Source organism: Commensalibacter sp. ESL0382 (assembly GCF_009725775.1).
Classification (GTDB): Bacteria; Pseudomonadota; Alphaproteobacteria; order Acetobacterales; family Acetobacteraceae; genus Commensalibacter; species Commensalibacter melissae.
In genome coordinates this window covers 210773-226357 of sequence record NZ_WNII01000009.1, presented here as the reverse complement: position 1 = coordinate 226357, position 15585 = coordinate 210773, and the positions used below count along the sequence as shown (strand labels likewise).

Below are 15585 nucleotides of genomic sequence, written 5' to 3'. Positions count from 1 at the left end.
TACAACAGTTTAAGGATTAAAAAACAGTTTAACAAATAAAAAAAAGATTATTCCGATTGAAAAACCTACAATAGAACCATTTATCCGTATATATTGCAAATCCTTGCCTATTCGACATTCAAGTCGATCAACCAACGCTTGACTGTCCCATTGTGAAACAGCAGTTTCAGTAAAACGGATCAACCCTTCCTTAAAATTTGGTAATGATCTTGAAATAAGTTTCAATATCGCCTTGTTTATTTTTTTTCTGATTTTGGGATCTTTTTGTAGCAGTTCAGAAAAATAATGAATTGAATCAATAATCACGTTCCTAAACCATCCATCTTCATTCCTGGCATCATCGTGAATAAATTTTCTAATTTTTTTCCAAAGATTTTCACGCCATTCCTGTATACTTTCATGATTTACAATTTGTCTAAAAGCTTCAGATATATTTTTGATACGTTCAGGGTCATTCTCAATTTTATCAATTTCATCCTTTATCCACTGGCCGATTTTTTCTCTTACAGCATCATTATGTGGATCTATCCGATCCATTTCCTTATTTACAGCGACCAAAACTTTTGTCGCAATTGAATCACCGATCATCCATCCCAGAAAACGACCACCCTGTTCTTCCACTCGACTATGAATCATTTCCCTGAGACTTGATTCCTTTTCTTTAAGCGTTTTTTTAAGAATTTCCAAAATGAATGAAATTATGTCTTGATGCTGATCAATATCAAGCATTGTTCTTATGATTCTACCGATAAAAGGTGAGATTGATTCTCCACTCAAAAGACGATTTATAATTTTTGTTATTAAGTTGCTGATCCGACCATCTTCAATCCGATCAAGAAAATCAGGAAGAGATTTCAACAAAATACTGCTCAGATATTCAATATTCTCTGTTTTGTCCAAATATTTTCCCAAAAAACTTGGAAGATCCATTTTTTTCAAAATAAGTGTGATGTCTTTTTCAGTAAAAATATACTGAGCTATAAACCATCCCAACCCGTATCCTAGACGTTTTTTTTGTTTTGGTAGAATTGCGGTATGAGGAATGGGCAAACCCATGGGATGTCGAAATAATGCTGTCACCGCAAACCAATCAGCACATCCACCAATAAATCCAGCCTGGCTACCAGCCAAAATCAATTCAACCCAGAAATTATGTTTGATTTCTGTATAAGTCGTCAGATAATAGCCTAATAAAGTTATACATCCCATGATTAACAGCAAAAAAGTTGCCAATCGATGATAGCGTAGGAAAATTATTTTTACGTGGTCATCCGAACTTGAAACTTTATTCATCGCCTTCAACATTTTTTCGTGTAATTATTGTTATCGTGAATTTATACCTTTTATTTCTCTTTATAATAATTAATCATATTAAAACAGATTTAATTATATGAAACTAGTAATGGATAATTTTGGATCATGACGGAATCAACGAACTCCTCTTCCCAGATACTTGATGAGCTGCTGCAGTTAACCAATCAATTGAGATCAAAAAAAGATCACCAACCAACAGAAAATCCTGTCCTGACCTTAGCACAGAAAATTAACCAAAAATTAGAGTCAAATGATCTCACTACAGAAAATCTCAAAGAAATAATCCAGAAATTAAGAGATTCCGCTTTTTTGTCACATGCCAAACATCTGCAAAAATACCTTTACAATCCCACTAAAGATAATATTCGGCAACGTATCGAAACCGTCATAAAAAAATTGATCCAGCAATCCGATTACGCAAACGAAAAAAATAAGGAAACAAGTTTTGAAAATTTCAAGAAATTAGTTGAAACTACCAAATTCGCCGCAATTTTTACGGCACATCCAACCTTTTCCCTTGCAAATCCAGTTTACACAGCCTTGGCAGATATGGCCAGTCATCCTATAGATGATGACACAGATATTCCCTTTTTTACGACTCACAGACGATCTGCCCCCCCTGATTTGAAAGAGGAACTTCAACTTGCAAATAATGCTATTATTAGGGGACGAAACGCTTTAGATCTGTTCAATTATACACTTTTTGAGACAGCGAAGGAATATTGGCCTGACCATTGGACCAATCTGAATCCCAGTCCAATTTTACTGAGCAGTTGGGTAGGATATGATACGGATGGCCGAAGCGACATAGGCTGGTGGGATAGTTTACTCATACGCCTACAGATGAAAAAACTACAATTGGAACGTCTATATCAGCAATTAGACAACATCCCAAATGGTGTCGACCAATTAAAAAATACTGTTGCAATTGCCCTAAACCATGTCAAGGATCAAATTCATAACTGTCCTTTAAAGCCTGACCCTGATCAGTTTTCAAATTTTTCCCGATTATTGATTGAAAACCGTCATGAATCAATTCTTTCACACGATCAGCTTCTTCCTCTTTTTGATCAAGCCATAAACGATGTTGATGATAATTTCATTATTGATTTATTGATCGCGAAGGCGGGTTTTGTCACTCATGGTTTAAGTCTTTCACATTCCCATGTTAGACTTAATTCCACCCAAATTCACAATATGGCCCGTCAACGATTGGGAATAACCAGTAATCCTGAAAATCCTTCTCATACAAGAACGCTTTTTAATACGATAAATACAGCCTTGGATAAAATTGACCCTGTTCCTGTGGATTTCGGTGCTTTGCTAACAGAAAAAGCCTCGGCAAGCATATTAATGATGCTGTTAACCCAGATATTCAAACATATTGATAGCAAAACCCCTATTCGCTTTTTAATTGCCGAAACAGAAAGCGGTTTTACATTACTTATGGCCCTTTGGCTTGCAAGATTATTTGGGATTGAGAAAAATATCGAGATTTCGCCATTATTTGAAACAGATTATGCCCTCAATCATGGCGACAAGATTATTGAACAAGCCCTGCGATCACCGCATTGGCGTAATTACTTGAAAAAAACGGGCAAGTTATGCCTGCAATTTGGGTATTCTGATTCCGGCAGATTTATTGGTCAAATTGCAGCCACATATCAGATTGAAAAATTACGAAAAAAAATTGCAAAACTTTTGGCTAAATATCAATTATCAAATATTCAACTTATTCTATTCGATACACATGGCGAAAGTATCGGTCGTGGTGGTCATCCATTCAGCATGCAAGATCGTCTGGAATATCTATCCCCAAAAATTACTGAGCAATATTTTCATAAACTTGGTATACGAAGCAGACAAGAAACGGCTTTTCAAGGTGGAGACGGATATTTACTTTTTGGCACACAATTGCTGGCCAATGCCACAATCAGTATCATAGCAGAGCATATCTACGATTTTGATAAGGTTGACCATGATCCCATCTATGATGAAAAAGATTTTAATGCAGATTTTTTTTCAACAATCAACGCATCCATGAATGAATTGATTAATGACAAGGGATATGGAACCTTGTTAAGCACATTTGGTCCCTCCCTCATTGATCAAACGGGGTCAAGACCGGCAGTTCGCCAAAATGATACAGCAGCGGGAAGAAGTTACATAAAACATCCTAGGGAATTGCGTGCTATTCCTAACAATGCAATTCTACAACAATTGGGTTGGTGTGCTAATGTACTTCAAGGTTTGGGGACCGCAATGTCGGCCAACCCCGATACATTTGAAGAAATGTTGACAAACAGCAAACGGTTCAGGCAATCCCTCGATTTTGCCTTTCATGCCCTTAAGCACTCCGATGCATCTGTCTTGAGAGCCGGAATCTATATGCTTGATCCCGGCATCTGGCTAGATCGGGCTGCAACTGAAAAAAATCCTGTGATACAGGAATCCTATATGGCGCTGGCAAACGGATTGCAACGACTAGATTGCTGGTCGAGTACCCAGGCAACTTTTCATCGCATACAGAAAGATCATATTATTCTTCTGTCAATTTGGAAAAATACGCCAATCATGGATGATAAGGAAATCCTGTTACATGCTATCCGATTGGCATTAATTGAAAAAATCTGGATGTTATCAACCAAGATTCCATATTTCTCTCCATTTAACGGTTATAACAGAGAACATTTGGATATTAAAATCTTGTGTTTGGAAATACCCTCGGTTTTGCATATGCTCGTCAATCATATCTTTCCACAAGCATCTGAACATGTATCCGATCTATATTTTTATGAACCAAAAGGTCCAAGAAATGAAGGTGCATATGCAATGGATGACCGTCAAATATTTAAACCCATGCAATATAATTTCGATTTGGTCAGGGAAATTTCAATCGCTCTCATTCATCGATTACATGCATTCGGATAAATAAAAGATAATAATAAATCTATTGTTTTAGTAAAAAATCGTTTACACTATACAACAAGATAGTTTTGTTCAAGGGAGTAACTTATGTTTTCTTTAATTGGCGCTATTATTGTTGGGTTTATTATTGGTGGTATTGCAAAATTACTTATGCCTGGAAAACAGCCAGGCGGATTTATTATCACCGTTCTTTTAGGAATTGCCGGTTCCGCTTTGGCAACTTGGTTAGGTGAGCTTCTTCACTTCTATCGTGATGGAGAAAAAGCTGGAATATTATTTTCAATTGTAGGAGCTGTTATCATTCTTTTTATTTATAAAAGAATTATGGAACATAAAGGGAATACCAGTTATTAAAAATATTATTTGACATGAGGCAATATTTAACTCTCATATCAATATTGCCTCTCACTTATTTTTATCTGATTTAAAATACTTCTAATATGTGAATATTCATTAATATAACTTATTTAACAAAGCGGATATATGTACTTTGACGTTTGTCCATTCACTTGAAATTATGGTGTAAATAATGGTATCGCGCAAAGTACCATCCTGTCTAAGAATATGACCACGTAGAATTCCATCTTTTTTTGCACCAAGTCGTTCAATTGCTCTTTGGCTTTTGAAATTAAAAATATCAGTTCGTAAAACGACGGTGTTGGCTTGCAATTTTTCAAAAGCATATTCTAGCAATAAATATTTACAATTTGTGTTTACATGAGTTCTTTGAAATGATTTTGCATACCATGTATAGCCAATTTCCAAACGTCGCACATCGGGGACAATTTCAAAAAAGCTAGTTGTACCCAAAACTTTCCCTGTATTTTCATCAATAACGGCAAAAGGGTAACGCTCTTGACGTTCCTTTGCCTCCAAAGCTTCATTAATATAATTTTTAACTTTAGAAGGATGAGGAATAACAGTAACACGAAGTTTCCATAAATCACCTTCTTGACTTGCCGCCTGCAATCCTTTTGTATGAAAATAAGTCAACGGTTCTAATCGAATCCCATTTTGACCAATTTTGATATCTTGATTTGAAAAAAGAGAAAGAAAATTCACTTTGATAAATTCCCATAAAATTTCAAAAATTATTTGATAGAAATCAATCATGATATAATTTTTTAAATTATACAAATAAAACCGAAGATATTTATTTCATTACATACATTTCATAAAAAAACAGCCTTTTATATAAAAGGCTGTTTTGAATCGTATCAAATTGTTATTTAAAATCAGGCAGATTGACTAATAATTTCATCCGCAACATTACGGGGAACTGGATCATAATGATGGAATTGCATTGTAAAGGATGCACGACCTTTGGTCATTGAACGAAGATCAGAAATATAGCCAAACATTTCTTTCAATGGAACGAAAGCGCGAACCATGACAGTGCTTCCAGAAGTTTCTTGACTTTGAATCATTCCGCGACGACGGTTCAAGTCACCAACAACATCACCAACATGATCATTGGGTGTGGTGATTTCGACATCCATGATAGGTTCAAGAATGACTGGACCAGCTTTTTTCATTCCTTCACGGAAACAGGCTTTACCGGCAATCTCGAACGCCAATGCAGAAGAGTCAACGTCATGATATTTACCATCAACAAGCGTAAATTTAAAGTCTACAGTTGGAAATCCCGCTAATACACCGGTAGATGCCTGGTTTCTGATACCCTTGTCAACAGCTGGGATATATTCCTTGGGAACCGCACCACCAACAATTTTATTTTCGAATATAATTCCCTCATTTCGTTCAGTTGGTTCGAAAATAATTTTGACTTCAGCAAACTGACCCGCACCACCAGACTGTTTTTTATGGGTGTAGGTTTCTGTATGAGACTGAGTAATGGTTTCACGATATGCAACCTGTGGTGCGCCAATATTCGCATCAACACCATATTCACGACGTAAACGGTCAATGATGATATCAAGATGTAACTCACCCATACCTGAAAGAATTGTTTGCCCCGTTTCCTGATCTGTCTTTAACTGTAGAGATGGATCTTCTGCCGCCAATTTCTGAAGCGCAAGGGTCATTTTTTCGACCGCTTCCTTGGTTTTTGGTTCGACAGAAATATCGATAACAGGTACTGGAAATTGCATACGTTCCAAGACAACCGGATCTGCCGGATCTGCCAAAGTATCCCCTGTTTTCGTATCCTTCAATCCAACAAAAGCGGCAATATCACCAGCATGCACTTCCTTGATTTCTATACGTTTATCAGCGTGCATTTGGAAAATACGTCCAATACGCTCTTTATGACCATGGGTTGTGTTCAAAACCGTGTCACCAGAACGTAAGATACCACGATAAACACGTACAAAAGTTAGAGAACCATATTTATCATTGATGATTTTGAAAGCCAAACCGGCAAATTTGCCATTTGGATCAACGGGAATGATTGGTAATTTATTTTCATCAACCTCTTCATCTTCAGGAGGTGCAATACGAATTCCTTCCACATCGTCAGGAGCAGGAAGGTAATCAACAATTGCATCCAACAAAGGCTGAACACCTTTGTTCTTGAAAGAAGAACCGCAAAGAACCGGACGAAACTCTCCAGAAATGGTACCTTTTTTAATACATTTCTTTAAAACCTCGACAGAAACATCACCTTTTTCAAAATATTCTTCCATAGCCGCATCATCAACAGCCAAAACGGTGTCCAGAAGATTTTGACGTGCCTCTTCTGCTTTTTCCTTTAATTCAGCAGGGATTTCAACAATATTGTATTTGGCACCAAGATCATCACCTTCCCATACAATGGCATTCATATTAACAAGGTCGATAACACCCTTTAAATTTTCTTCCGCACCAATCGGAAGCTGTAGAGGGATAGCGACAATATCCAGCTTATCTTTTAAAGTGCTGAAAGCATATTCAAAATTTGCACCTGTACGATCCAACTTGTTAATGAAAATAATGCGAGGGACATTGTAACGGTCAGCCAAACGCCAATTCGTTTCAGACTGAGGTTGGACACCAGCAACACCCTCGATAATGAAAACCGCACCATCAAGTACGCGCAATGAACGGTTAACTTCAATGTTAAAGTCAATATGGCCCGGAGTATCAATAATATTGATACGATGCTTGTTCCATTCACAGGTAACGGCAGCGGAAGTAATGGTAATCCCTCTTTCGCGTTCCTGTGCCATATAGTCAGTAGTGGTGTTCCCTTCGTGGACCTCACCAATCTTATGGGAGACACCTGTATAATATAGAATACGTTCAGTTGTCGTTGTTTTACCCGCATCGATATGCGCGGTAATACCTATATTACGGATTTTAGAAAGATCAGAATGGTCGGACAAAAGTAAAACCTCCACAAACGATAGAAAAATATTCAGAAAATATATTCATCAAATCATAAGATTAAAAGAATAATTTCCTTTTTTAACTCAAAATAACTCCCTTAAGATTAAATCAAGGAAGTTATTTAATTACTAGATAATCAATTTTTTAAAAATTTAAGCAGCTACTGCTGATTTTTTTTCCTGAGCCTGAAGAATACGGCGTTTAATCACTAAAGCCTCTTCTGTAAGCTTACGATTCGGTGTATTTAGCAGGAAATTGTCTAAACCGCCATTATGTTCAATGGTACGGAGACCATGCGTTGTGACGCGTAAATGTATTTGTTGACCCAAAATATCGGACCTTAAGGAATAATCCTGCAGATTAGGCAGGAAACGGCGACGGTTTTTGTTATTGGCGTGACTGACATTATTTCCTGTCAACACACCTTTGCCTGTGATTTGGCAACGGCGAGACATTTGTTTTCATCCTCGGATTGTGAAAGCCAAGACTTAATGTTTGGCAAATAAAAAATACTTAGTTTAGCCCTATGACTAAAATTCACGAAATAGTCAAGTAAAAATCCAAATTTTAAACCTCAAAATTAAAAATTTTCACTATTTCTAGCCTATTTATCAGAATGTTGACTCTGTATAGACCACATATTGGCATAAAAACCATTTTTTGCAAGCAGGAATTCATGAGTTCCCTGTTCGCATATTTTCCCATCCATCATAACCAGAATCATGTCCGAATGAATAATTGTTGATAAACGATGAGCTATTGTAATCACGGTTCTACCCTGAGAAACCTGGAAAAGAGCCTGCTGTATTTCTTTTTCTGTCTGACTATCCAACGCGCTTGTTGCCTCATCCAGGATTAAAATCCTTGGATTTTTCAATATCGTTCTTGCAATAGCTATCCTTTGTTTTTCGCCACCGGAAAGTTTTAACCCTCTTTCTCCCACCTGAGTATTATATCCCTCGGGCAAACCAACAATAAAATCATGGATTTGAGCCAGCCTTGCTGCTTTTTCAATTTCTGCTTGTAAGCTTCCTAATTTACCATAAGCAATATTGTAACCGATTGAATCATTAAACAAAACCGTATCTTGAGGTACAACTCCAATGGCCTTTCTCAAATCATCCTGTTTATAAGACCGTATATCTTCATTATCGATTAATACAGCACCGGATGTAACATCATAAAAACGGAACAGCAAACGGCTAATTGTTGATTTCCCGGCCCCTGTTGGACCAACAATGGCAATTTGCTGGGCTGGTTCCGCCAGGAAGCTTACATGATGCAAAATTTCCCGAGAGGGATCATAACCAAAAAAAACATCTTTAAATTCAATTTTGGCAGGCCCCGCATTCACCAATTCAGTTGGAAGTGATTTGGCGCATTCTTGATTATTGATATCCATTGGCTGTGCCAAAAGAGAAAACATATTTTCCAAATCAACAATTGATTTTCGCAAATTAGAATAGATACTGCCAAGAAAATTCAAGGGCTGATAAAGCTGCATCAAATAGGTGTTAATCAAGACAAATTTTCCGACAGTAAAATGATAACTGACAATGTCACGTGCTGCCATTAACATAATAAATGTCAATGCAATGGCTATAATGAAAGATTGACCAAAATTCAGGATATTGAGCGTTATTTGTGTTTTAATGGAAGCTTTTTCATAATGTGCCAATGCTTCATCATATCGTCTTATTTCATGGGCTTCATTACAAAAATATTTAACAGTTTCGTAATTCAGCAAACTGTCCAAGGCACGATTATTGGCTTCATTATTAATTTCATTCATTTTTCGACGAATCTTGATACGCCGAGATGTAAACCAAATCGTAAAGAAAAAATAGGCTAATATTGCAAGACAGACAACAAGTGTATAATATCCATTATACAAATGAGCAATCACACCGAGAACCATCAAGGTTTCAATCACTGTTGGAACGATACTGAATATACCCACTCTCAAAATTGTTTCAATTCCCTCACCACCTCGCTCAATAGCCCGTGTAATTGCTCCGGTTCGTCGATTTAAATGAAATTTTAGTGAAAGTTTTTGAACATGCTCGAAGCATTGTAGGGTTATTATACGCATCACCCGAAATCGCAATGGCGCAAAAACCGTGTCTTTCAATTCCGAACATAAGCTGGAAAAAATCCTAACCAATCCATATCCAACAATAAGATAAATCGGTACATAAATTATTTCATGATTATTCTGGGAAAAATAATCCACAATCTTGCTATAAAGATAAGGAACGCCCAAGGCTATGATTTTGGCAACAATCATCAAAAACATCGCAAAGATAAAGCGAATTTTCAACGTCATATGCTGACGAGGCCACAAATAGGTCAAGAGCTCTAGTAAAGTTGACCATCCTGAACGAGTGCTTTCTTTGTCGACATAGGAAAATTTGGAATATCGTGACATGTTATTTTCAAAAGATTGTAATTGTTTTATCAATATACATGAAGTGTTTACCCTAAAAATGAAAAAATACAAAAATAGATAACTTTGAAATAAAAAAACTATTAAAGCAATATAAGAGATTTTTAATGCAACATATTGAATTTAAAAATTTATTTCGTCATATAAAAAATTGTAACACCGCCAAGTTACAAAAAGATTTTTTACCTTTCAAGGCGCATAATCAGATCATAGGATGGGTTCGACCTTCATTTATGGATACTCTCCAAAAACATCATGTTGTTATGGAAGAAAATAATATTTGTACTTTACCAGCACAATATTCAATCGAGATGCTGGGTAATCAACTAATTGAAAATAATATGGTTCGCTCCATGAATGAACTTTTTGATGTCTATCCCTCACCATATGCTAAACCGGTTGGAAAAATTGATCGTGCCGTTATTCCTGATCTTGGACTGATTGGAACTGGAGTTCATCTCAATGGTTTGGTTAAGAAAAGAAATCAAATTTATTTGTGGATCGCGAAACGGGCAAAGTATAAACGGCTTGATCCTGAAAAACTGGATCATATCGTCGCGGGAGGTATACCAGCAGGATTTACCCATAACAACACTCTAGAAAAAGAAGCACGTGAAGAAGCAAGCATTCCGAACGCCCTCATGATAAATGCGGAATATAAATCACTGATTACTTATAGCATGATCAGACCTGAAGGGTTACGGCGAGATGTGTTGTATTGCTATGATCTATGGTTGCCGGAAGAGTTTCAACCGGTTCCTAATGATGGAGAGGTTGAATCTTTCCAATTAAAAAAATTAGAAGATGTTTACCATCAAGTGTGCGAAACAGATGATTTCAAATTTAATGTCAATCTTGTATTAATCGATCTTTTTATTCGCATGGGCATCATCGCAAAGAATTCTCAGTATGCCCATCGCATAAAAACTGGATTGAGAGGGAAATTATTTCCCTGATCAATCCGAAAATACAACGGTTTTGTGACCATTTAAAAGAACACGGTCTTCAATATGATAACGCACGGCTTTTGCCAGAACTCGTCTTTCAATATCCCTTCCTTTACGGATAAGGTCATGAGGGGTGTCATTGTGACTGACCCGTTCAACGTCCTGTTCTATAATTGGACCTTCATCAAGATCCTCGGTTACATAATGTGCTGTTGCACCAATCAATTTAACCCCTCGTTCATAAGCCTGATGATAGGCTTTTGCACCCTTAAAGCCGGGTAAAAAGGAATGATGTATATTTATACATTGACCCGCCAATTTTTTTACCATTTCAGGAGACAGAATTTGCATATAGCGCGCAAGAACAACAAGCTCTGTCCGGGTTTCCTTAATAATATCCCACAATTTCGTTTCTTGTTCCCTTTTGGTATCCTTAAGAATAGGAAGATAATAAAATGGTACATCTTGCATATCAATATGACCATAATCTTCATATGGATAATTTGCAACAATTGCACTGGGTTCTATTGCCAGTTCCCCTATTCTCCATCGATATAAAAGATCAACCAGACAATGATCAAATCTTGATACCATCAACAACACACGTTTTTTACGTTCCCGATCATGCAAGAACCATGTCATTTTAAATTGGGCAGCAATAGCCTCCAATCTGGAATATAACCATTGATAATTTTTTTTATTGCTCTCTAGGGTGAACACAACACGCATAAAAAAATAACCCGAAAGAGCATCATGCTGCTGCGACTCAACAATATTGGCTTGAGCTTCAAATAATCCTGTGGAAATTGCGGAAACAATACCTGGTTTATCAGGGCAAGAAAGTGTTAAAACATATTGATTTTGTTTTGATTTTATTGAATCACTCATCGATTTTAAAACTATATAGTTAATGTATGTCTTCAAAAGAACCTATATAGAGCACTTTAAAAAATCAAACAAAAGCTGTTACGAATTCTTCAAAATTTTTTAAATTCTAAAAAATTATAAATCTAGACAATTTTACGTAAATTTTATAAATAACGAAAGATAAGGTAAATTACGAATTATTATAAAAAATTTGATAAACTATTGCCATTTACTATAAATATTTTTGATTAGAATAATTTATAATCGCTAAAATTAAAGCAAGTCGATTTAACATTGAAATAGCGATTATTTTTTAGATAGATTTAGGCAATATGAATATGAATTACTTCATACTGACTGTAAATACTGGCATTTTTTCATTATTTTCAATGGATTTCAAAAATAATCTTGCTGTTTTCATTGCTTCTGCAATGGTTACATCCATATCAAGATAACGATAGGTTCCCAGTCGTCCAACAAATGTAATATCAGGTTCCTTTTCGGCCAATTCTATATATTGATCCAACTGATTCATTTCACCTACAAGACGTATTGGATAGTAAGGCAAATCTTTTTCTGTACATAAACGGCTATACTCTCTATAACAAACCGAGCCTTCATGACTTTCCCAAGGAGCAAAATATTTATGCTCTGTTATACGGGTATATGGAACGCTTTCCTCTCCATAATTCATTACAGCAGTTCCCTGGAAATCACCCTGATATGTGAATCTTTCGAAATCCAGGGTGCGGTATGCTAAACGACCATATTGATGATGAAAATAACCATCCAATGGACCACTATAAAATACATGTTTATAATTTTTTGCTTTTTCCTTATCAAAAACTGTATTCAAAGAAATTTTAATTCCAGGATGATCAAGAATATTATCGACCAAATCTGTATAGCCCCTTTTTGGCATTCCCTGAAATTTGTGACTGAAATAATTATCGTCATAATTGAAACGAACAGGTAAACGCTTTAAGATAGATGCTGGCAATTCAGAGGGATGCAGTCCCCATTGCTTAAGGGTATAACCCTTGAAAAAAGCCTCATATAATTCCTTACCAACAAATTTCAAAGCCTGTTCTTCAAATGTCTCAGGCTCTTTAATTGACTTATCACCTTTTTCGGCAATAAGTTCTTTTGCTTGATCAGGAGATAATGCTTTCTGGAAAAATTGGTTAATCGTGTGCAGATTAATCGGTAATGAAAAAACCTGTCCCTTAACTGTGGTCTTCACACGATTGACATAGGGCATCATTTCTGAATATTTATTTACAAAATTCCATACGTCTTCATTATCTGTATGAAATATATGGGGACCGTAAATATGTACCATGACTCCTGTATCTTTGTCCCGTTTAGAGTATGAGTTTCCAGCAGTATGGGATCGTTCATCAATAATATGCACATTCCAGTCATTTTCTGCAAGAATACGGCCAATCACAGCACCGGAAAAACCGGCACCAACAATTAAAACTCTTTTTTCTGACATTCATACCACCTTCAAAACTATTTATCAAAATATACAGAATTTACATTATCAATCTGAAATTATCAATTTTCTAATAATTAATTTTTTCATTAATCCAGATAAAATATGATAGTCTTAACTCTTATGCAAATTATTTGAAAAAGAGGAAATGTTCTAGCTTATGTCATCAATTCTTCCGCCAAAAGCACCTAAAAAAGAGAAAATCATAAAACAACTGGGATTTACAAGAACTGATCCTTATGCCTGGTTAAAAGATGATAATTGGCAGGAAGTCTTGTCCAATCCTTCAAAACTAAAAAAAGAGATAAAACAATATCTTGAACAGGAAAATAATTATGCTAATAAAATAATGCAGCAGACTAAACCGTTACAAAACAAACTTTTTCTTTCCTTGAAATCAAAATTGGCTGATAAAGAAAGCAGCCCTGAACTTCCTGACGGTAGCTGGATATATTATTCACGATTTGAAGAGGGAAAAGAGCATAAGTGTTTTTATCGAAAATCAATTCATGATTTTGAAGAACAATTGCTTATTGATCCAAATATTCAGGCAAGTACTATTGACTATTATAAAATAGGCTCGGTTTCACACAGCCCCAACCATAAATACTTTGCCTATATTGAAGATACCCAAGGCTCAGAAATTTGGCATTTAAAAATTAAAAATCTGGAGACAGGTGATATATTACCACAATCCATTTCACCCTGTTCTGGATCTTACTGTTTTTCACCATGCAGTCAGTATATATTTTGGGTCTATCGCGATGATCAAGGCAGACCTACTGCAATTTACAGACATCATATAGCCACTTCTCAAGATACTCTAGTTTATAAAGAGAAAAATTCAGGCTTTTTTATTAATATTGAGCGTAGTCTTTCCAACCAATGGATTTATATAACAGCCAATAATCATGATACCAGCGAGGTCTGGATCATATCGGGACAACACCCCACACATGCAGCAATATGTTTTAAAAAAAGACGAACAGGTGTTTTTTACAAAATAACAGATTGGAACAATCATTTTATAATCTATACAAATGAAGATAATGCATACAATTTTAAACTCATGCGATTGCCCATACCGAATAATTTTATACAGGATAAAATAGAAAGAAAAAATTGGCAAAATTGGATTAATCATAATCCTGATATTTACCTAATGGAATTCAAGGCGTTTAAAAATTATTTTATAAGATTGGAACGTCATGAGGTTAATGCAAAAATAATCATCACCAATACAAACGATGAAAATGAAATTATCTCAGGTGATGAAGATGCATACCTTCTTTCCCTGGATGAAACGCTTGAATATGATACAGAATGGTTACGATACAGTTATCAGTCCCCTACAACTCCACGTTGCTGGAATCGTTTTCATATTCCAACTGGTAAAAAAGAAATCATTAAACAGCAGAAAATTCCTTGCGGTTATAATTCAAGCCTTTACGAATCAAAAAGGATATGGGCTATTGCAAACGACGGTGAAAAAATTCCCATGACCTTGACCTATCGTAAAGATATTGAATTAAACGGTAAAAACCCAACCCTTCTTTATGGTTACGGATCATACGGATATGCCATTGACCCTGTTTTTTCCATAACAGCACTGAATTATATCGAACAAGGGTGGATTTATGCCATAGCCCATATTCGTGGCGGATCAGAAAAAGGTTGGAATTGGTTTATGGAGGGGCGTCGCTTCAACAAAATAAACACTTTTACCGATTTTATTTGCTGTGCCGATTATCTTGTTGAACAAAATTATACACAGCCAAAAAAAATCGTTGCTGACGGAAGATCAGCAGGCGGTATGGTAATGGGATATATAGCCAATGAACGCCCTGATCTTTTTGCGGCAATCATTGCCGTTGTTCCTTTTGTAGACATATTAAACACAATGTCAGACATTACTTTACCACTCACACCTCCAGAATGGCCAGAATGGGGCAATCCTCTCAAAGATTCAAAAGCATATCAATATATAGCCAGTTATTCACCTTATGATAATATAAAAGAACAAGACTATCCTGCCATACTTGCAATGGGAGGCCTGACTGATCCCCGTGTTACCTATTGGGAACCATCAAAATGGATTGCAAAACTAAGAGATCACAATATATCGTCCAATCCCTTGCTTTTGAAAATAAATATGGATTCAGGGCACGGGGGAGCTGCAGGTCGATATACAGCCTTAAAAGAGGCCGCCTTCATTCAGGCCTTCGCCATTTCCATTATCAAAAAAGAATTATAACGGA

General features: G+C 36.1%; 11 protein-coding genes. 4 read left to right on the top strand and 7 right to left on the bottom strand.

Annotated elements, in window-relative coordinates; all coding sequences use genetic code 11:
• Positions 1–9: 9 nt before the first annotated feature.
• Positions 10–1293 carry a DUF445 domain-containing protein gene (locus tag GM552_RS03875; protein ID WP_196424846.1) on the bottom strand — a complete coding sequence of 428 codons (1284 nt, stop codon included), beginning with the start codon at positions 1291–1293 and terminating at the stop codon, positions 10–12.
• 126 nt (positions 1294–1419) lie between these two features.
• On the opposite strand from GM552_RS03875, the gene GM552_RS03870 reads away from it, so the two are divergent.
• Both GM552_RS03870 and GM552_RS03865 read left to right on the top strand, forming a co-directional pair.
• Positions 1420–4245 carry a phosphoenolpyruvate carboxylase gene (locus tag GM552_RS03870; protein ID WP_155565348.1) on the top strand — a complete coding sequence of 942 codons (2826 nt, stop codon included), beginning with the start codon at positions 1420–1422 and terminating at the stop codon, positions 4243–4245.
• Between the two features lie 84 nt (positions 4246–4329).
• Positions 4330–4596, top strand: a complete 267-nt coding sequence (locus GM552_RS03865; protein ID WP_155565347.1) for a GlsB/YeaQ/YmgE family stress response membrane protein — start codon at positions 4330–4332, stop codon at positions 4594–4596.
• 99 nt (positions 4597–4695) lie between these two features.
• Here the strand turns inward: GM552_RS03865 and GM552_RS03860 are convergent, their stop codons facing one another.
• The 4 genes from GM552_RS03860 to GM552_RS03845 form a co-directional block, all read right to left on the bottom strand.
• Positions 4696–5304 (bottom strand): GNAT family N-acetyltransferase, encoded by a 609-nt coding sequence (locus GM552_RS03860; protein WP_196424493.1) that lies wholly within the window; start codon positions 5302–5304, stop codon positions 4696–4698.
• Positions 5305–5477: 173 nt separating this feature from the next.
• Positions 5478–7565 carry an elongation factor G gene (fusA, locus tag GM552_RS03855; RefSeq protein WP_122124265.1) on the bottom strand — a complete coding sequence of 696 codons (2088 nt, stop codon included), beginning with the start codon at positions 7563–7565 and terminating at the stop codon, positions 5478–5480.
• 156 nt (positions 7566–7721) lie between these two features.
• On the bottom strand, positions 7722–8024 hold the full coding sequence (gene rpmB, locus GM552_RS03850) for a 50S ribosomal protein L28 (RefSeq protein WP_110438924.1): 303 nt from the start codon (positions 8022–8024) through the stop codon (positions 7722–7724).
• A gap of 149 nt (positions 8025–8173) precedes the next feature.
• Positions 8174–9997, bottom strand: a complete 1824-nt coding sequence (locus GM552_RS03845) for an ABC transporter ATP-binding protein/permease (protein ID WP_155565345.1) — start codon at positions 9995–9997, stop codon at positions 8174–8176.
• Between the two features lie 125 nt (positions 9998–10122).
• Between GM552_RS03845 and GM552_RS03840 the strand changes: the two genes are divergently transcribed.
• A complete protein-coding gene (locus tag GM552_RS03840; RefSeq protein ID WP_155565344.1) occupies positions 10123–10971 on the top strand; it encodes an NUDIX hydrolase family protein in 849 nt (282 codons plus the stop codon).
• Here GM552_RS03840 and purU read toward each other — a convergent pair whose 3' ends face one another.
• Positions 10972–11850 (bottom strand): formyltetrahydrofolate deformylase, encoded by an 879-nt coding sequence (purU, locus tag GM552_RS03835; RefSeq protein ID WP_122123480.1) that lies wholly within the window; start codon positions 11848–11850, stop codon positions 10972–10974.
• A gap of 322 nt (positions 11851–12172) precedes the next feature.
• Positions 12173–13327: a UDP-galactopyranose mutase gene (gene glf, locus GM552_RS03830; protein ID WP_155565343.1), complete on the bottom strand. Its 1155-nt coding sequence runs from the start codon at positions 13325–13327 to the stop codon at positions 12173–12175.
• Between the two features lie 160 nt (positions 13328–13487).
• On the opposite strand from glf, the gene GM552_RS03825 reads away from it, so the two are divergent.
• Positions 13488–15581 carry a S9 family peptidase gene (locus GM552_RS03825; protein WP_155565342.1) on the top strand — a complete coding sequence of 698 codons (2094 nt, stop codon included), beginning with the start codon at positions 13488–13490 and terminating at the stop codon, positions 15579–15581.
• Positions 15582–15585: the final 4 nt, after the last annotated feature.